Here is a 19113-nt window from a genome sequence, read left to right as displayed (position 1 = left end):
TTCTCCTATGATTTTATATTTAATACTTGTTCAATAATATATAAGCATCCTCTAAATCCAACAAACGGTGTGTATGGATATATATTTACTTTCTCAAGGTTTGGATTACTTACTTGTATATCTAGTTTAGAATCATGTTTCATATCTATGCTAGGTCCATCCCCTAAAAGAATCATTAATTGTTTTTCTTTTAGAAATTTCATCCTTTCTAGTTCACTTTTTCCAACTAAAACTTCATCACCTTCACATGTAGTTTTGTATAAAATTTCTTTTCTAATTACATTTAGACCTAATTCAGCTAGCATATCATTAAATCCTAAAACAGTATCATAGTCTCCAAATACTGCACAGTCTTTTATTTCATTATAGAAATAAAATTTTCTCTTTAATCCAAACATATGCTTTTTAATAATTTGAATTTCTTCATCAAATTTTACTTTATTCAAGTCGTATCCTTCAATTTGATTTACTTCTTCTAGAAAATCTATAGTATTCTTTAATCCGTATAGGTTTTTATAAATATATGGTATATTATATTTTTCTTTCATATACTCAGCTGCCTTTAAAGCTTCTTTTCTAACAACTATATTTAATGATGCTTTTGTTGAATTTTCAATATCTTCTATACTAGAATTAGCTGTAAATACTGTGTTTAACTCTTTATCAAATAATTCTTTCATCAATCGTTCAAGCTCTTTACAGTCAGATAAATAGTTGTATTTGTCTATATTAAATCCTAAAATATTGTACTTATTAATATCTTTTGTATTTTCTTTTACAACTTGTGAAGCCAATATCTCTAGCATATACTCAACACCAACGTTATAATCATCTTTTAACCCACCAGTAGTTATAGGTATTAGCTTTGCTTTAGTACTACCTTTTAACATATCACAAACGCTATTTATATCTGCTCCTATAATAGATGATATAGAAGATGCCATTACAAATATGTACTTCGGAGATGTATTTTCATCAATTTCTAATATTGCTTTTTCAAGTCTGTGATATTTTCCAAATGTAACATCACTTTGATCCATATGTGTGGAATATACCTTTGCTTCATCTTCCCCATTTAAACTTCCTATTCCTTCTATTGCATAATGAGTAGTTCCAGCTGGCCCAAACTCTATAACACATGCATCTTTTATAGATGCCAAAGTCCATATAATACCCATTCTATCGCTTGCAACTGGGAAATACTTATAAACTTCCATGCATCATACCTCCCATTTTATTGTTTTTCATCTCAAATAATTTAATTAAGTCTTTCATCATAGCTATCGGTAATTCATACCCTATTTTTTGAGCATGCGAATCCATAGTTATTTGCATAAGTCCTTTTTCTCTAAGTAACATAGGATTTTCGTGACCTATATATAGGTCAGCTCCTATAGAGTCATATAGGTGTCTTAGTGGTGCAATATTTGCTATTCTACTAACATATGGATTAAACCCTTTTTCTATCAAATTCGATTTAAATATTTTATCTTGTTCATATAGCTCTCTTACTTGTACAAATATAGGTATAGCTCCTAAGTCACTTAAAAAATCTACAGTCTCAAATGCCATCATTGGAGTATTTCCGTATATAAGCTTTTTCCCTTTTAATATTTCACTTAATTTTAAGAATAGTTCATCGTATTCTTTTCTTTGTTCACTTAATTGTTTGTTAAAATCTATATCTAATATCTTGCTTAACTTATGATAGTTTTCAAAAATTATATTTTTACTCATATGCTTATCGAAATAAATATAATCAATACCAAACTTTTCTTTCATATATTTTGCAAGATCTATTGCAATCATATCTGTGACAATATTTAACTTTACATTAGAAGCGTTTTTTATATCTTCTATATCACATTTTGAAGGTATAACTGTATTGATTTTTATACCTTGGCTTTTTAAAAGGTTTACTAACTCTGTTTTTTCAACATCAGATTGTCTATGTCCCAGCATATTTACCCCTTCACTGTATTTAGGCTTAGTCATAGCGTTTCCTAATGATCTTAAAGCTCTAGTCATTCCTGGTATATGTGAGTTACATTTAAAATGCTCTGTATTTACTACAAATATAGGTATATTAATTTCATCTGATAAACTATACTCTATAGATGAATAGTCTTCCCCTATAAGTTCCGGAACACATGTAGTAACTATCATTATTGCATCAGGCTCTTCTATCTCCACAATTTGCTTTATTGCTTTCTCGACCTTTACTTGAGCTCCAAACACAACATCTTTTTCTTTTAGTGCAAGTGAGTATACACTGTCCTTTCCCTTTTGCCTATGATATGCAAAATTTTTAGTATAATAAGTACATTCACTAGTTCCAACAACTAACACTGGCATATTTTTTATATAACTTGCCGTAAGCATAACCCCAAATAATGGACAATGTGTTCCTGGAAATATTGCATGAGATAAAGACTTTATATCTTTATCTTCATTTATTTCATCTAATTTATTTAAAACATCTAAACTGTACATAATCCTTAATCTCCTAAGCTATCTTTATAGTCTGTATAGGATGGATTCTCGGTTTATTAGAAATTGGATCATTATCTATATCACATTCTATTTTATAAACCTGTTTTATAGTTTCTTTGTTTATAACCTCTCTTGGGCATCCATCTGAAACTATCTCTCCATCTTTCATAATAACTAATCTGTCACTATATTTACTTGCCTGATTTAGTTCATGAAGTACCATAACAATAGTTATATTAAACTTTTCATTAATTTCTCTTACCAACTCCATAACTTCTAATTGATATGATATATCTAGATATGTAGTTGGCTCATCTAGTAAAAGTATATCTGGTTTTTGACAAAGGGCCTGTGCAATGTAAGCCCTTTGTCTTTCTCCTCCTGATAAAGAGTTTATAGGAGTATTTTTATATCTTTTTAATCCTGTGTTTTCTATAGCCCAATTTACAATCTCTTCATCAGATTTAGTTTTACTTTCGTACCATTTCTTATGTGGTATCCTTCCAAAGTAAACTAGTTCTTCAACTGTCAAATCTCCCGGTGCATCATTATGTTGAGATAATAAGCATACCTTTTGAGATACATGCTTACTTTTTAAATTTTTTATACTTTCATTTTTTATATATATTCCACCGCTCATAGGTTTTATAATTCTAGATAAGGTTTTTAATAATGTTGATTTTCCACAACCATTAGGACCTATTATAGAAACTACCTCACCTTTATTTATGCTTAAGCTTAAATTTTCAATTATTACTTTTTCCTCATATCCAACTTTTAAATTCTTACAACTAATCATTAAAAGTTCCCTCTCTTTCTTAGTAAGTATAAGAAGAATGGTCCTCCAACTATAGACATTATTACACCTACTGGTATTTCTACAGCTCCTCCAATAGTTCTACCTAACGTGTCTGCAACTAATAAAACTATACTTCCTAAAATCATACTAAATGGTATGGTAAACTTATGATCACTTCCCATTATCATCCTTGCTATATGAGGAACTATAAGACCTACAAAGCTTATAATTCCAACTACTGCTGTAGATGTAGCTGCCAAAAACACAGCTACTCCTGATATCAATAACCTAGTTAAGTTAACATTAAATCCTAAGTTAGTAGCTGCATCATCCCCTAATTGAAGTACATTTGCACTTCTTGTAAGAAATAATGATACAACTAATCCTACTATTGAATATATAAATAGCATTTCAACATCTGCCCAAGTCTTAGTAGCTAAACTACCGTTTAACCAAAGCATAGCGCTTTGTATTCTATCACTATACATAGTTGATAAATATGAAATTACACCTCCTAATATAGTGTTTATAGCAACACCAGCTAGCACTATTCTTCCTGGCTTTAATCCATTTTTGTAAGCCATTAAAAATACTAATATGCAAGCTATGGCTCCACCTATAAATGCAGCAATAGGAAGTATTCCCGTATATTGTGGTAACAGTAGAAGTATAAAAATAGCTGCTACACTCGCTCCACTTGAAACACCTGTTATTCCAGGGTCTGCTAACGGATTTTTCATAACTGATTGCAATAGTACTCCACTTACAGCTAAGTTAGCTCCAACTAATGCTGCCAATATATTTCTTGGTAATCTCATTTTATAAACTATTGTAGTAACCATTTTATTATCATTATTAATTAATGCATTTATAATCTCTGTAAATCTTAAATTAACACTTCCAATAGTAGTTAATAGCACTAAAAGTATAAGTAGTAATGCTAGTGATAGACCTATTGTTAAATATTTTTTATTAATTTTCATAATTAATTACCGTAGAAAATCTCTCCAAGATTCTTTATAGCTTCTTTTACTTGTAAGTTTGCTGATACATTAAATATACTTGGGTCTAAATCTATTACTTTATTATTTTTAACTGCATCTAATTCCTTATATGCTGAGTTTTTATCAAAAGCTTGATCAAATGCCTTTTTAGTTTGTTCTAACTCTCCATGAGCAAATCTTAGTATGTAGTCTGGATTTTGCTCAAGTATTTGCTCTAAACTAAATTGTATGTATGGTGATTTAACATTAGTATCTAAATTGTTAGCTATATTTTTAGCTCCTAGTGTTTTAGTTAAATCCCCTAGATAAGATGTATCTGTTGCAAGCATGAAGTTTTCTCCTCCACCAAATAAAATTGCTACTGTCGGAGCCTCTCCTTTTTTGTTCGCTTTAGCTTCTTTTTCCACATCTTTTAATTCATTTATAAGTTTCGTAGCTTCTTTTTCTTCTCCTATTTTAGCTCCTAGTTTTTCTATGCTAGATAAAAAGCTTGTATATGTACTTGTGTCAAAGAAGAATGTATTTAAGTCATATTCTTTCATACTTTCTTCAACTTTTTCCTTAAACATATTATCCATAACAAATAAATCTGGCTCTAAAGATGCTACAATTTCTAAATCGGGGCTCATAGCTTGACCTACTTGTGGTAGATCTTTATATTTTTGAGGTAATTCCATCTTTGTTGTAGGAACTCCTATAACTTCTGAATCTAATTTATCTAATACTTGAGTTGCTGATACAGTAGCACTTACCACACTCACTTTTTCTTTTTCTTCCTCTTTTGCTTCACCTGTATTTGAAGCTTGGCAACCCGTTAAAAATAATGCTGATACCATAAAAACTGACGCTAATTTTCTAAATTTCATAATATTTTCCTCCGTATGTATTTTCAAATTTTTTATCCTACTACTTTTTTAGCTAATTCCAAATAAACATTAGCCATATCGCAATTTTTATCTTTTTCTATAACTGTTTTTCCATCGTTTTCTGATATTTGTACCATCTTTTCTCTAGGTATATAATGGAAAACTTCACTATTTATTTCATTTGCTAAAGTTTCAACTAAATCTATTTCGCCTTCAACATTTTTAGCATTTAATATTAACCCTTTAAGGGATGCATATCCCCTATTTTTAAATTGATTTACGGCAGTTGAAATATTGCTTGCTGCATACATAGACATCATTTCTCCAGAAGTTACTATATATACTTCTTCTGCGTACCCATTTCGAATAGGCATTGAAAATCCCCCACATACAACGTCTCCTAAAACATCGTATATAACTATGTCTGGATTATATTTTTCAAATGCGCTAAGCTCTTCTAGCTTTTCAAATGCAGCTATGATACCTCTTCCCGCGCATCCAACGCCAGGAGTTGGCCCTCCTGCCTCTACACAAAGTACTCCGTTATAACCTTCAAATACTATATCTTCTAACTGAACTCCATCACCTTTAGTATTCATGACATCTAAAACCGTTGGAATAAATTTACCTTTCATTAAATTTTTAGTAGAATCCGCTTTAGGATCACACCCTATTTGCATAACTTTATACCCTAAACTAGATAAAGCTGCAGATAAGTTTGAAGTAGTGGTAGATTTTCCTATTCCACCCTTCCCATATATAGCTATTTTCCTCATTGACATTCTCCTTAACTTATTTCATAATAGTAATATGTTGTTTTTATTTGATATCAATTATCATTTACAATCACATTATATTATCTATAAGATTTTATTTCTTTAACTATATTTTTAAAATTTATAAATATATTTGCATTCAAGGGAGGTTAATCAATGAAAAGTTTAGAAGATTTATTAAGTGATTTTTATGATTTATTAGAAATTCCAATTCAGTTTTTAGATAAAAATTTAAAACTTATAAGTAGTAAGGGGTATTCAGATAAGCTATTTAGACTATGTGATGATTTAGGGATACTAAATAATATAGATAGAAATTCTTCATCTAATGTTAAAATTAATTCTAGTGAGAATATACATTTTATAATAATACCTAAATTCAATCTCTCTAACCAAAAAGGATATTTTATAGTTGGTCCTTTCAAATCAGAACATATGTGTAAAGAATATGATATTCCATTTAAGCCATTGTCATGTTCAGATTATTTTTCATCTGTTCTAGAGACTATAATAAAAAATAAATATCATAAAAAACATAAGTTTAGTGTGTATGTAAAAGAAGGCATAGATTATATTCACAGAAATTATTATAACGATATAAATCTCGGTACAGTTTGTGATCATCTAAATATAAATAAAAGTTACTTCTGCTCTATTTTTAAAAAGGAAACAGGTTATACTTTCTCTAATTTTTTAAATAAATTAAGAGTTGAAAAAAGCAAAGAATTTTTACTAGAAAATGATGAATCAATATTAGATATAGCCTTATCTGTGGGATATAATAACCATACCTACTACTCTTCAGTATTTAAAAAGTATAATGGAATGAGCCCTCAAGAATATAGACACACTACTTTACAATAAAAAATGGGATGTAAAAAACTTATAAAAGTTTTTTACATCCCATTTCTTTATTTGTTTTTCTTATTCTCTTTTTTATATTTTTTATATAAAATATCTTTTAATATTAGTGCCGTGTCTTGATCAGTTAAACTAAACTCATCTTTAAACTCTTCATACATATTAGATACTTTTTCTACATAATTATTTATTCCATTTATACCTTTATATGTTGATAAAATAGGATATTTTTTAGCCCACGCGCTAGTCCAGTCAATTTCATCAACTATGTTTTCGATACTCGTTAAATCACCACTTATTTTACTCGAACTAATTAAGTAATCATAACTTACATTATATAACTCGCTTAATAATTTTACTTTAAATAATTCCGGAACAGTTTGCCCTGTTTCCCATTTGCTTATTGTCTGTCTAGAGACATTTAGTTTTTCAGCAACTTCCTCTTGTGATAATCCTAGTTTTTTTCGTAAATCAAGTAATTTTTCTCCTAAGGTCATCTAGCATTTACCTCCTAATTAAACTTATAACTATAGTATATACATAACTTCAATATATTTCTATCAATCTAAATTGGAGATCTGTCAACTAAAGTTAACATAAATAAAAAAGGATATCAAATTTATCGATACCCTTTTCATAATACATAGAAATAGCGAAGTGACTATATATAACATGACGAAACGTTAAAGCCGCACATTTTAGGCTTTGTGCATGAATGTTATATATAGTCCTAAGCTATCCTATTTTACTATATATTTGCTTGTGTTTTTAAAATTCCAGCTTTATCAGTTCTTTCCCATGGTAAATCTAAGTCAGTTCTCCCAAAGTGTCCATAAGCTGCAACATTTTTATACATAGGCTTTCTTAAGTCTAAATCTCTTATTATTGCTCCTGGTCTTAAATCAAAGTTCTTATTAACTAAATCAACTAGCACTTCTTCACTTACTTTTCCAGTTCCAAATGTATCTATGAATACAGATAATGGTCTAGCAACACCTATAGCATAAGCTAACTCTATTTCACATTTGTCTGCAAGTCCTGCTGCTACTATATTTTTTGCAACGTATCTTGCAGCATATGCAGCTGATCTATCAACTTTTGTAGGATCTTTTCCTGAGAAAGCTCCTCCTCCATGTCTTGAGTATCCACCGTAAGTATCTATTATTATCTTTCTTCCAGTAAGACCTGTATCTCCTTGAGGTCCTCCTATAACGAATCTTCCAGTTGGGTTTATATATATTTTAGTTTCTTCATCTAAAAGTGCTTCTGGTATAACAACTTTTATAACTTTTTCTATTAAATCTCTTCTTATAGTTTCATTATCTATATCTTCACTATGTTGAGTAGATATTAATACTGTATGAACTCTAACTGCTTTATTTCCAGCGTATTCAACAGTAACTTGAGTCTTTCCATCTGGTCTTAAGTATTCTAATTCTCCACTTTTTCTAACTTCTGTTAATCTTCTTGATAACTTATGAGCAAGAGATATTGGAAGAGGCATTAATTCCTCTGTTTCATTACATGCGAAACCAAACATTATACCTTGGTCTCCAGCTCCTATTTTTTCTATTTCATCTTCAGTTAATTCTCCGCTTCTATTTTCTAAAGCTTCATCAACTCCCATAGCTATATCTCCTGATTGCTCATCTATTGAAGTTATAACTGCACAAGTATCTCCGTCAAATCCAAATTTTGCTCTAGTGTATCCTATTTCCTTAACTGTTTCTCTAACTAATTTAGGTATATCAACATAAGTATTAGTACTTATTTCTCCTGCAACTAATACTAATCCTGTTGTAACTGTTGTTTCACAAGCAACCCTAGCTTGTGGGTCATTTGCTAAAAGTGCATCTAATATTGCATCTGATATTTGATCACATATTTTATCTGGATGTCCTTCTGTAACTGATTCTGATGTAAATAAATGTCTTGTCATTTAATTATCCTCCTAGGTTTACTTATTTATCTTATCGCTTACTATAAGTGCTAATTCTCTTAATATTTTACATGCCGTAACTGTAGAAACATTTGTATTATCATAATCCGGACTAAGCTCTACAATATCTAATCCAACTAAATTTATATTTGAATTTTTTAGTATTTTAAAAATCCCCTCGAACTCTTTATAAGTTAATCCTCCTGGTTCTGGAGTCCCAGTTCCAGGAAAAATAGATGGATCTAAAACATCTAAATCAATAGTTAAATATATATTTTTATTTTCTAGTTTATTTACTGCTTCTTTAAAAGTATTTATAGTGTGAGTTTCCATATATGTATGCTTATACTTTAATGCATATTCAAACTCTTCTTTAGTTCCAGATCTTATTCCAAATTGAAATATCTTATTATCTCCAACAATATCCCATATACGTTTTATAACTGTCGCATGTGAATTTTCATTATTATTATACTCTTCTCTTAAATCTGTATGTGCATCAAATTGAAGCACATATAAATCATTGTATTTTTCATGTACTGCTTTAAATGCAGGTAATGTAACTAGATGTTCTCCACCTATCATAAAAGGTACTTTGTTATCGTTTATAATACTTTTTGTACCTTCATATATTTCATTTAAAACTGTATCTGTGTTTCCTATGCTAAGTTCTAAATCTCCAATATCACAAATCTTATAATCATCCATATCTAAGTCAAGTATAGGGCTATAAGTTTCTAATCCATAAAACTCAGGTCTCATTGAAGATGCTGCAAATCTAGTCCCCGGTCTATTTGAAGTTGTTCCATCAAATCCTGCTCCAAATACAACTAATTTACTTTCTTCATAAGAGTCATCCATACTCATAAATGTAGGTGTATTATAAAATTTATTTTTCATTTAACATATCCTCAACATATTGAGGTAACATAAATGCCCCAGTATGTATATTGCTATTATAATATTTAGTCTTTAAGTTTAAACCTTCCCAAGCTTCTTTGTTTTGATCTTTTATTGGATCATATTTTTTAGATGCAAAACCAAATAACCAATGTCCTGATGGATAAGTAGGTATATGAGCTTGGTAAACTTTAGCTATAGGGAATAAGTTAGTTATTTTTTCATTAGCTCTTTTCATTTCTTTAGCATTAAAGTCAAAGTATGGGCTTTCGTTTTGATTTACAAGTATACCTTCATCACTTAATACTCTGTAACAATCATTGTAAAAATCAACTGAGAATAATCCTTCTCCAGGGCCTATTGGATCTGTTGAATCCACGATTATTAAATCATATGCCTTCTCTTTTGAATTTTTAACAAAAGCAACTCCATCTTCAAAATATAAGTTAACTCTAGGATCATCTAATTTACAAGCACATATATCTATATAATCTCTTGATACATCAACTACCATTTTATCTATTTCAACCATATCAATTTTTTCTATTTGTGGATATCTAGTTAACTCTCTTACAGTTCCTCCATCTCCTCCACCTATGACTAATACATTTTTTATATTCATATTAGTTGCCATAGGAACGTGAACTATCATATCATGGTATATAAACTCATCTTTGTAACTTACCATCATAAGTCCATCTAAAGTTAAAAACTTTCCAAATTCCTTACTTTCAAATACATCAACTCTTTGAAAATCTGATTGATCGCTAAATAAGTGTTTATCTACTTTTATTGAGAAACGAACATTATCTGTCCACTCTTCTGTATACCAAAGTTCCATAAATTAGACCTCCGAATTTTGAATTTAATTTTTTATTTTTATCTGTTTTTATTTTTATATTTATATATTTTTTAGTTGTCAGTTTTTTGACCACTTTTTATTTGTATGTTATAATTGAATTTGAATTTAATTTTTTATTTTTTATTTATATTTATTTAGGTGATTATTATTTATATAGCTTCTTGCTCGTCTTGTGGCTTATGAGTAATATTGCCTAAATCTTTTTTTGCAAATTTTTGTATTTTTGATGTTAATCCTCTAGGTATTTCTGTAGATTCACTTCTTTCAGCTTTCAATAATTCTTCTAGCATTTCAAAGCTTTTCCAAGGATCTATATCTCCACAAGTAAAGAAATCTGCAGCTGCATATCCATATTCTGGCCATGTGTGTATAGTTAAATGAGATTCTGCTATTATTACAGCTCCCGATACTCCCCATGGATTAAAATGGTGAAACACTGAATCTACTATAGTTGCTTTTGCATTTAAAGCTGAGTCATTCATATATTTTTCAATAAGCTTTGGATCTCTAAGTATATCCTCATCACAATTGTAATACTCAACTAATATATGTCTTCCTAAAGTTTCAAACTTCATAGTCGTCACTCTCCTTATTAAGTTTTTAATTTATTTTTTTATAACTAATATATAATTTAACTCTTTGTCTTTCATATCACTTAAATATGCATTATTATCTTTTAATAATTTTATATATTCTATAATTTCTTTTGTAATTATTTCTCCAGGTGTTACTATCGGGATACCTGGCGGATAAGCCATTATAGATTCTCCAGAAATTCTTCCAATACATTCATCAAGTAAAACCATTTCTTTCTTTTTATAAAAAGCATCTCTCGGTTTTAATTTCAATATTGGAGTTATTTGTTTTATATCTATATCCTTCATTTCATCTGGCTTCTTATATATTTTAGATATTATTTCTAATGCATTTATTAATTTATCTACATCTTCTTTTTCTGTCCCTATAGATATTAACGCTAGTATATTATATAAATCTCCTAGTTCCGCTTGAACTGAAAACTCTTTATATAATAAATCATAAACTTCAAGTCCTGTTAAATTTAAATTTTTAACATTTATACAAAATTTTGTCTCATCTATAAACTTTACTCCATCATCATTTAAGCACTCTGTAGATACAACTTTTATGCCTTTTATTTTATTAAGCTTAGCTTTTGCATATCTTGAAAGATTTAAAGCTTTTGATAGTTGTTCCTGCCCATTTGAAACTAAATTTGATCTAGCTCCATCGATACTACTCATCAATAAATATGAGGCTGATGTTGACTGCAACATGTTTATACATTGAAGAACTTTACTAGATTCTATACTTTTATTATTTAAAAGCAGTGCTGAAGCTTGTGTTAATGCCCCTCCAGTTTTATGTATGCTAACCGCTGCCATATCTGCTCCTAAATTCATGCTCGATGGTGGTAAATCCTCATGGAATGGAAAGTGTGCTCCATGTGCCTCATCTACTAAAACTAATACATTATGTTCATGGCATATTTCTATAATTTCACTTAAATCACTGCATGCTCCATAATAGGTTGGATTAAGTAAAAATAAAGCTTTTATCCCCTTATTAGTTTCAAGTGCATATTTTACATCTCTAGCTCTTATATTAAGACTTATTCCTAATTCTTTATCAAATTCTGGTTGAATAAATACAGGTTCTCCTCCACTTAATATTAATGCGTTGATAACTGATTTATGTATATTTCTAGGAAGAAGCAATTTATCATTATCCTCTATGATACTTAATATCATTGCATGTATAGCTCCTGTAGTTCCATTGGTTATAAAAAAAGCATCATCTGAACCATAAGCATCTGCTAAAAGTTTTTGGGCATTTTTTATAATTCCTCTAGGATTAGACACATTATCCATTAGTGGCGATGAATTTATATCCATTTTCATCAATTCTTCTCCATAATAGTTATTTAATATATCTACCCCTTGATGTCTTACATGACCAGGTACATCAAAACATGCTATATCTTTTTTTGAATATTCTTTTAGTGAGCTTAGCAGTGGTGTTTGACTATGATTTAACTTATAACTTTTCTCATATTCTAACTCTAAGTTTTTACCTATAGCTTCCAAATCGTTCCTCCCTTCTTTATTTTAAAGATTGATTTAACTTTTCAAAGATTATTATTTCTATTCATAAAATTTAGTTTTATTAAACTCACAATATTTATTATATAAAGTTTCACCCATTTTGCAAGCACTTTTTTTATTTTTTTATTTTAAATATCATTTTTTCTATTTCTAGTTATTTCAATGTATATACATATTTTTTTATTTTTCTGTTTATATTAATTTTTATTATGTTTAGTTAAAGTAAACTTTTGTTTATATTAATTTTTATTATGTTTAGTATAACTAACTCAATTTTATCGTTTTACCAATGGTTTTATTTAATATTACTAATCATTAATGTATATTACTGCTAAACTTTTTTAAAATAATAAATTTTCACTTTTTTTAACCAAATTGATTTTTATTTACAAACAATTAATTTATTACATAAAAAAAAGCTAAAAAATATTTTTAAATTATTTTTTAGCTTTCTATATTTATTTTTTAATTTAATTATTTTTTAAAAATTATATTTATATTATCATCAGTTTCATCTTTTAAAATTTTAGCATTAACTCCATAAACTTCCTTTATAAGTTCTGTAGTCAAAACCTGTTTCGGAGTTCCATAAGCCCTAATTTCTCCATCTTTTAAAACATATATTTTATCGCAATACATAGCTGCAATATTTAAATCATGAATAGCTGCTATAACTTCTATATCTAAATCTTTAACGATACCCATTAATTGTAACTGATATTTAATATCTAAATGATTGGTTGGTTCATCAAGTATTAAACACTTTGTATCCTGAGCTAAAGCCCTTGCTAGTATAACCCTTTGTTGCTCTCCTCCAGATAAAGTATTAAAGTTTCTATTAATTAAATGTCTTATATTTACTTTATCTATAGCATTATATACAATTTCATAATCTTCCTTAGTATCTCTGTCCATAACTTTTTTATAAGGACTCCTTCCCATAAGTACCATGTCTAATACCGAGAAATCAAAGTTATTATGATTATGTTGAGCTACAACTCCAATTTTTTTAGCACTGTCTTTAGTTGATATACTTTTAATATTAATATCATCTAGATATATTACACCTTTACTTGGGGTTAAGTTTCTATATATACACTTTAAAAGAGTCGATTTTCCACTTCCATTAGGCCCTATAATCCCTACAAATTCTTTATTTTTAACATCAATATCTATGCCTTTTAATATTTTATTTTCATTTATAGAAAACTCTAATTTTTTAGTTTCTATCCTCATTAATTAGTACCTCCAAACCCATAACTTCTTCTTATCATTAGATAAACAAAGCAAGGAGCTCCTATCATAGATATAAGTATTCCAATCGGCAGTTCTGCATTTCTTATTATTATTCGAGATAATACATCTGACCATATTAAAAATATAGCTCCCAAAAGTGCAGATATTGGAATTATTTTTTTATGGTCAGTCCCAAATAAACCTCTAACAATGTGAGGTATTATAAGTCCAACAAATCCAATCATACCAGATGAATAAACCACTAATCCTACTAGGAGAGATGTTACAATTAGATATACTTGTCTATACCTATGTAAATCAGTGCCTAATGTTATGGCTACATCATCTCCTAACAACATTAAATTTAATATTCTATACTGACTTAAAAAGAATATAGTACCTATTAAAATCAGTGGAAGTATAAATACTATTTCTTCCCATTTAGCACCAGCTAAACTTCCCATAAGCCAAAATGTTATATTTTTCATTCCTTCTGCATCATTTTTTATATAAACTATAAAACTTGAAAATGCACTACACACAGAACTCAAAGCCATTCCCGCTAATAATAGTTTTGTAGAGTTAGATCTTGACCCTGTGTTTGAAATCATTAAAACTAGCATCGAGACTAAAAATGCACCAAAGAATGCAAATATCCCTATTGAGTTTTGTCCTAATAAAGTTGTAAATCCTAACATTATAGCTATTGTAGCCCCTAAGGATGCTCCAGATGATACGCCAAGGATATAAGGATCTGCTAGAGGGTTTTTTACTATAGCTTGCATTACAACTCCACATACAGATAGTCCTATTCCTACACATAAAGCTAAAATTATTCTAGGTAGCCTAATAAACCATACTACATCATGGATAGCTCCATTAGATAAATTATTTTCATTTCCTATACTAAATAGTTTATACCCTATTATTTGATATACTTGCTTTATGCTTATGTCACTTGAACCTATTGTTACCGCAAATAAAATAGATAGAATTAAAGCAACAATAAGTCCCATAATAACTAATATATATAAAGGCTTTGTTTTAACAAAGCCCTTTTCTTCATTATTTCCATATTTTCTTAAGCTTTTCGTTGATTGCATATGCCTATGTCCCTCTTTCTACTTACTTGGATAAAGTCCATTTGCAAAAGTTTCTATTCCATCTATAGTTCTTACTCCACTACAATACATTTGTCCTAGTTCTATTGGATAAACTCTATTATTTTTAACTGCATTTAAACTTTGTAATGCTTTGTCTTTCATAACTAAATTTTTAGTTTCTTCAGCCTTTTTACTATCATCATCTCTATTCATATATACTACAAATATACTGTCTGGATTTAATTTTACTAAATCTTCTTTACTTAGTGGATTCCCATTTTCATTTAATAATTTCGCACCTAGTTTAGTTACCATATCTCCTCCTAGAGTGCTTTTTCCATATCCACTAATTTTATCATCGTAAAATTCAACTATTAAAGTAGTTTGTTGCTTTTTGCCTTTTTCAGACTCTACAACTTCATCTACTTTCTTATTTATATTACCAACTATATTTTTAGCTTTATCTTCAACGTTAAATATTTTCCCTATATTTAAGATATCTTCACATTCATTTTTAATAGTTTTATGCTCTACTGCTCCACTATTTAATGCCATGTATGTATTTGTGCCTTTATTTTGCCAAAAATCTACTGTTCCTAATGTTTTATCGGTAAACAAAGAATCCCATCCTACTATAAGATCTGGCTGTAACATCATAGTATTTTCTTTAGACGGCGTAAACTCATCTAAATACTTAACCTTTTTAAAAGCTTCTTTATATTCATCTTTAACCTTATGGTCTAACCCAGCCGCCGCAACTATATTATCTTCTAACCCTAATGCTAGCATAGTTTCTATAGAGTCTTGATAAACTGCAAGCGCCTTTTTAGGTTTTTCTTTTATAGTAACCTTTATTTCTTCTTTGTTACTATTGTGCGTAGTAATAGTTACTGGATAATAATTATCCTTTGTTTCATTTGTTTTTTCTACCTTCTTTGCAGTAGTGTCTTCAGTTTTAGTTTCGGTTTTACTGCACCCTACAAAGCTTAGCCCTATAACTAAGCTAAGCAAACTTAATTTAATTTTTTTTGATATTTTCATTTTGTCTCTCCCTCCGAAAGTTTGTTTTATCTAGGCAGGTCTCCTGACTTATACATCATCCTCATCTTTACCTTCCCAAAGAAATTCTTCAGTGGCTTAAAAAAGACTCGTCCGTAATTACAGTAGCGGGGGCTGTTGATGATTTTCACATCATTCCCTATTAATTAATAAAAACCTAGTATTTATATTTATCATTATAATGTTATCATAATCCGATTCATTTTTCTATAAATTGCAAAATTTAGACATCTTATTTTTTAATCTGTATCAATTTTTTACTTTCCTTGCATTATTTAATTAGACCTTTAAGTATAAAACCCATTAATATTTAAGTTTTTTAGCATAAAAAAAACTCGCTTTCATAGTTATACAAAAGCGAGTTTTTATATTAAGCTAATTCTAAAGCTATATTCATCATTCTTGTAAATGCAGTTTGTCTTTCCATAGCAGTAGTTGCTTCTCCTTTGAAAGGACAATCAGAAATTGTTAATATACAAAGAGCATTAACTCCAGCTCTTGCAGCATTCATATAAAGTGCAGCTGATTCCATTTCGACAGCTAGAACACCCATTTTAGTCCATTTTGCTAAAGAATCTAATCCTTCATCTCCATAGAATACATCACTACATAGTATGTTTCCAACTTTAGGCTCAACCCCTTGGCTTTTCGCAACATCTACAGCCTTACTAAGTAATTCATAGCTTGCTACTGGTGCAAATGTTCCTGGTAAGTTGTATTGAGCTGCATAATTAGAATCTGTACAAGAACCCATTCCTATAACTATATCATGCATTTTTAAATCTTCATGTAAAGCTCCTGCAGAACCTATTCTTATAAGATTTTTAACTCCATAAAAATGGATTAATTCATATGTATATATTCCTATTGATGGACAACCCATACCTGTACCTTGCACTGATATTTTTTTACCATTATAGTATCCAGTATAACCATTCATACCTCTTACAGTGTTGTATTGAACAACGTCTTCTAAGAAAGTTTCTGCTATAAATTTAGCTCTTAGAGGATCCCCTGGTAATAATACTGTTTCTGCTATATCTCCTAATTTACCGCTATTGTGTGGTGTTGGTGCTCCCATTGCCATAATTTCATTCTCCTTTAACTATCATTAATATTATTTAAACTTAATTATCATCTTATTTAATATCAATAATTATATATACAATTTAAAATTGAAATACTTTTCCTTATAACATATATGTACTTGTATATATTGATATCTTATTTAGTCTACACTCTTTATCTTTTAGCATACACTATATTATATGTATATATTACAATTTTTTATTCACTAGTACAATACTTTCTGCCAATTTTTATAATTTTTAAAATTTAATTACATTTATAGTTTAATTAAATATAAAAAGCTTTATCAATCATAATGTCACATTATATTGATAAAGCTTTTTATTTAAAGTCTTATATTATGCAAATTTCTTATTACTCGATTTTATAACCTGTTGAGCTATATTAGCAGAATGATCTGATACTCTTTCTAGATTACTAATTAAATCTAAGAATATAACTCCAGAGTCCACACTACAAGAACTTGCGTTTAGTCTTCTCATATGATTTGCCCTACAGCTTTTTTCCATCATATCAACTTGTTCTTCCATCTTTATTACTCTACACGCCAAATCTACATCTGACTTCTCTAAACTTTCAAGCGCTAAACTGTACGTGTCTAAGACCTTTTGGTATAATTCTTTAAGTTCAACAGATCCATCTTTAGATAAACTCAAATCATTATCTATAACTGTAGTTGCAAGCTCTGCTATATTTTCTGCATGATCTCCAACTCTTTCTATATCATTTACAGTATTAAATAATAAATCTACACTTTCTCTAGAATTATCATTTAATGAAGTTTTAGATAGTTTCAATAAATAATTTAGTATGCTTTTTTGTAAAATATTTATTAGCTTTTCATTTTTAAAAGATTTATCTACTTTTTCTTTTGATTTATTTAAAAATCCTGTCATTGCATTGTCTAAACTTTCTTTAGCTTTTTCACCCATTCTTAAAGTTTCTTTTATAGTGTTTGATAAAGCTATAGATGGAGTTTCCATCATTCTATCATCTATGTAATGAACAGTCTTTTTGCTTTTTATTTCTTCTTCTCTTTCTGGCATAAGCTTCATAGTAAGCTTTACTATGTATTTAGAGAAAGGAAGTAATAATATAACATTTGTTATATTAAATAATGTATGAGCATTTGCAATTTGTCTACTTACATCATCTGGATTTAAATTTTGAACTATCATAGTTATAGGTTTTGTTAAAATTAACATAAATACGATGGTTCCTATTATATTAAACACTAAGTGCATTAAAGCTGCTCTTCTAGCATTTATACTAGCTCCTATACTAGATATTAAAGATGTAACACATGTACCTATATTTTCTCCATATAATATAGGAAGTGCTGCGGTTAAAGGTATTAATCCTTGAGATGCAAGTGCTAATAACATCCCCATAGAAGCACTCGAACTTTGGACTATAGCCGTTATTCCAAATCCTAATAAGATTCCAAGAATAGGTCTATTTCCAAAAGCAACTAATGCATCAGTAAATCCTTTAAACTCTGCTAATGGCTTTACTGCATTTTTCATAAAGTCCATTCCAGTAAATAATATACCAAAACCTATTAAAATTTCAGCTATTGTTTTTGTTTTTTGATTCTTTGAAAATAAATACATTACTATCCCTATACCTAATGCTAAAGGCGCTATCCCTACTAAATCAAGAGATACAAGTTGTGCTGTTATAGTTGTTCCTATATTAGCCCCCATTATAACTCCTATAGCCTGAGGTAATGTCATGATTCCTGCGTTAACAAATCCAACTACCATAACTGTAGTTGCACTACTACTTTGTATAATTGCTGTTACTAGAGCCCCTACTAAAACTCCCATTAATACATTACTAGTTAAAAGTCCAATTATTCTTTTTAATTTTTCTCCTGCTGATTTCTGAAGACCATCTGCCATAAGATTCATTCCATATAAGAATAGTCCCAGTCCTCCCATCAAATTTACTGCTATTTCCACTAATAATTTCCTCCTTAAAAAATCAAACGTGTTTTCTGT

18 protein-coding genes and 1 riboswitch are annotated in these 19113 nt (G+C 29.1%); of the genes, 1 reads left to right on the top strand and 17 read right to left on the bottom strand.

Translation table 11 applies throughout. The annotated features are described in order from the left end of the window. Nucleotides 1-5: 5 nt before the first annotated feature. From KXZ80_RS04645 to KXZ80_RS04620, 6 genes are read right to left on the bottom strand one after another with little or no spacing between them, the layout of a single operon-like run. Nucleotides 6-1217, bottom strand: coding sequence for a nitrogenase component 1 (locus tag KXZ80_RS04645; RefSeq protein ID WP_021432292.1), 1212 nt, complete (start codon nt 1215-1217; stop codon nt 6-8). Next, complete coding sequence (locus KXZ80_RS04640; protein WP_021432291.1) at nt 1204-2493, bottom strand: nitrogenase component 1; 1290 nt, start codon at nt 2491-2493, stop codon at nt 1204-1206. The genes KXZ80_RS04645 and KXZ80_RS04640 overlap by 14 nt, the downstream gene beginning before the upstream one ends. Before the next feature lie 13 nt (nt 2494-2506). Beyond that, on the bottom strand, nt 2507-3292 hold the full coding sequence (locus tag KXZ80_RS04635; protein WP_021432290.1) for an ABC transporter ATP-binding protein: 786 nt from the start codon (nt 3290-3292) through the stop codon (nt 2507-2509). Beyond that, entirely contained in the window at nt 3292-4275 is a 984-nt protein-coding gene (locus KXZ80_RS04630; protein ID WP_021432289.1) for a FecCD family ABC transporter permease, read from the bottom strand. The genes KXZ80_RS04635 and KXZ80_RS04630 overlap by 1 nt, the downstream gene beginning before the upstream one ends. A gap of 2 nt (nt 4276-4277) precedes the next feature. Beyond that, on the bottom strand, nt 4278-5162 hold the full coding sequence (locus KXZ80_RS04625; protein ID WP_021432288.1) for an ABC transporter substrate-binding protein: 885 nt from the start codon (nt 5160-5162) through the stop codon (nt 4278-4280). A 32-nt stretch (nt 5163-5194) separates the two neighbouring features. Beyond that, the gene (locus tag KXZ80_RS04620; protein ID WP_021432287.1) at nt 5195-5938 is read right to left on the bottom strand and encodes a nucleotide-binding protein; all 744 of its coding nucleotides are present in this window, start codon (nt 5936-5938) and stop codon (nt 5195-5197) included. 156 nt (nt 5939-6094) lie between these two features. Between KXZ80_RS04620 and KXZ80_RS04615 the strand changes: the two genes are divergently transcribed. After that, nucleotides 6095-6802: a helix-turn-helix transcriptional regulator gene (locus tag KXZ80_RS04615; protein ID WP_021432286.1), complete on the top strand. Its 708-nt coding sequence runs from the start codon at nt 6095-6097 to the stop codon at nt 6800-6802. Nucleotides 6803-6849: 47 nt separating this feature from the next. Here KXZ80_RS04615 and KXZ80_RS04610 read toward each other — a convergent pair whose 3' ends face one another. The 11 genes from KXZ80_RS04610 to KXZ80_RS04560 form a co-directional block, all read right to left on the bottom strand. Then, nucleotides 6850-7296, bottom strand: a complete 447-nt coding sequence (locus KXZ80_RS04610) for a helix-turn-helix domain-containing protein (protein ID WP_021432285.1) — start codon at nt 7294-7296, stop codon at nt 6850-6852. Between the two features lie 251 nt (nt 7297-7547). Then, nucleotides 7548-8738, bottom strand: a complete 1191-nt coding sequence (metK, locus tag KXZ80_RS04605; protein ID WP_021432284.1) for a methionine adenosyltransferase — start codon at nt 8736-8738, stop codon at nt 7548-7550. Between the two features lie 18 nt (nt 8739-8756). Continuing rightward, the gene (gene speB / locus KXZ80_RS04600) at nt 8757-9638 is read right to left on the bottom strand and encodes an agmatinase (protein WP_021432283.1); all 882 of its coding nucleotides are present in this window, start codon (nt 9636-9638) and stop codon (nt 8757-8759) included. Further along, nucleotides 9628-10479, bottom strand: coding sequence for a polyamine aminopropyltransferase (gene speE / locus KXZ80_RS04595; protein WP_021432282.1), 852 nt, complete (start codon nt 10477-10479; stop codon nt 9628-9630). Before speE ends, speB begins: the two co-directional genes overlap by 11 nt. A 170-nt stretch (nt 10480-10649) precedes the next feature. Then, nucleotides 10650-11075 carry an adenosylmethionine decarboxylase gene (speD, locus tag KXZ80_RS04590; protein ID WP_021430742.1) on the bottom strand — a complete coding sequence of 142 codons (426 nt, stop codon included), beginning with the start codon at nt 11073-11075 and terminating at the stop codon, nt 10650-10652. 30 nt (nt 11076-11105) lie between these two features. Continuing rightward, entirely contained in the window at nt 11106-12605 is a 1500-nt protein-coding gene (locus tag KXZ80_RS04585) for an aminotransferase class I/II-fold pyridoxal phosphate-dependent enzyme (RefSeq protein ID WP_021432281.1), read from the bottom strand. A gap of 492 nt (nt 12606-13097) precedes the next feature. Next, on the bottom strand, nt 13098-13859 hold the full coding sequence (locus tag KXZ80_RS04580) for an ABC transporter ATP-binding protein (RefSeq protein WP_021432280.1): 762 nt from the start codon (nt 13857-13859) through the stop codon (nt 13098-13100). Further along, nucleotides 13859-14962, bottom strand: a complete 1104-nt coding sequence (locus KXZ80_RS04575) for a FecCD family ABC transporter permease (RefSeq protein WP_021432279.1) — start codon at nt 14960-14962, stop codon at nt 13859-13861. The genes KXZ80_RS04580 and KXZ80_RS04575 overlap by 1 nt, the downstream gene beginning before the upstream one ends. An 18-nt stretch (nt 14963-14980) precedes the next feature. Beyond that, complete coding sequence (locus KXZ80_RS04570; RefSeq protein WP_021432278.1) at nt 14981-16003, bottom strand: ABC transporter substrate-binding protein; 1023 nt, start codon at nt 16001-16003, stop codon at nt 14981-14983. A 16-nt stretch (nt 16004-16019) separates the two neighbouring features. Next, nucleotides 16020-16197, bottom strand: a riboswitch (cobalamin riboswitch). Nucleotides 16198-16391: 194 nt separating this feature from the next. Further along, nucleotides 16392-17102 carry a purine-nucleoside phosphorylase gene (deoD, locus tag KXZ80_RS04565; RefSeq protein ID WP_021432277.1) on the bottom strand — a complete coding sequence of 237 codons (711 nt, stop codon included), beginning with the start codon at nt 17100-17102 and terminating at the stop codon, nt 16392-16394. Nucleotides 17103-17448: 346 nt separating this feature from the next. Then, nucleotides 17449-19074, bottom strand: a complete 1626-nt coding sequence (locus KXZ80_RS04560; RefSeq protein WP_021432276.1) for a Na/Pi cotransporter family protein — start codon at nt 19072-19074, stop codon at nt 17449-17451. Nucleotides 19075-19113: the final 39 nt, after the last annotated feature.

Origin of the sequence: Paraclostridium bifermentans, assembly GCF_019916025.1 — a bacterium.
GTDB classification, from domain to species: Bacteria; Bacillota; Clostridia; order Peptostreptococcales; family Peptostreptococcaceae; genus Paraclostridium; species Paraclostridium bifermentans.
The sequence above is the reverse complement of the archived record's forward strand: the minus strand, read 5'-3'. Positions and strand labels throughout refer to the sequence as shown.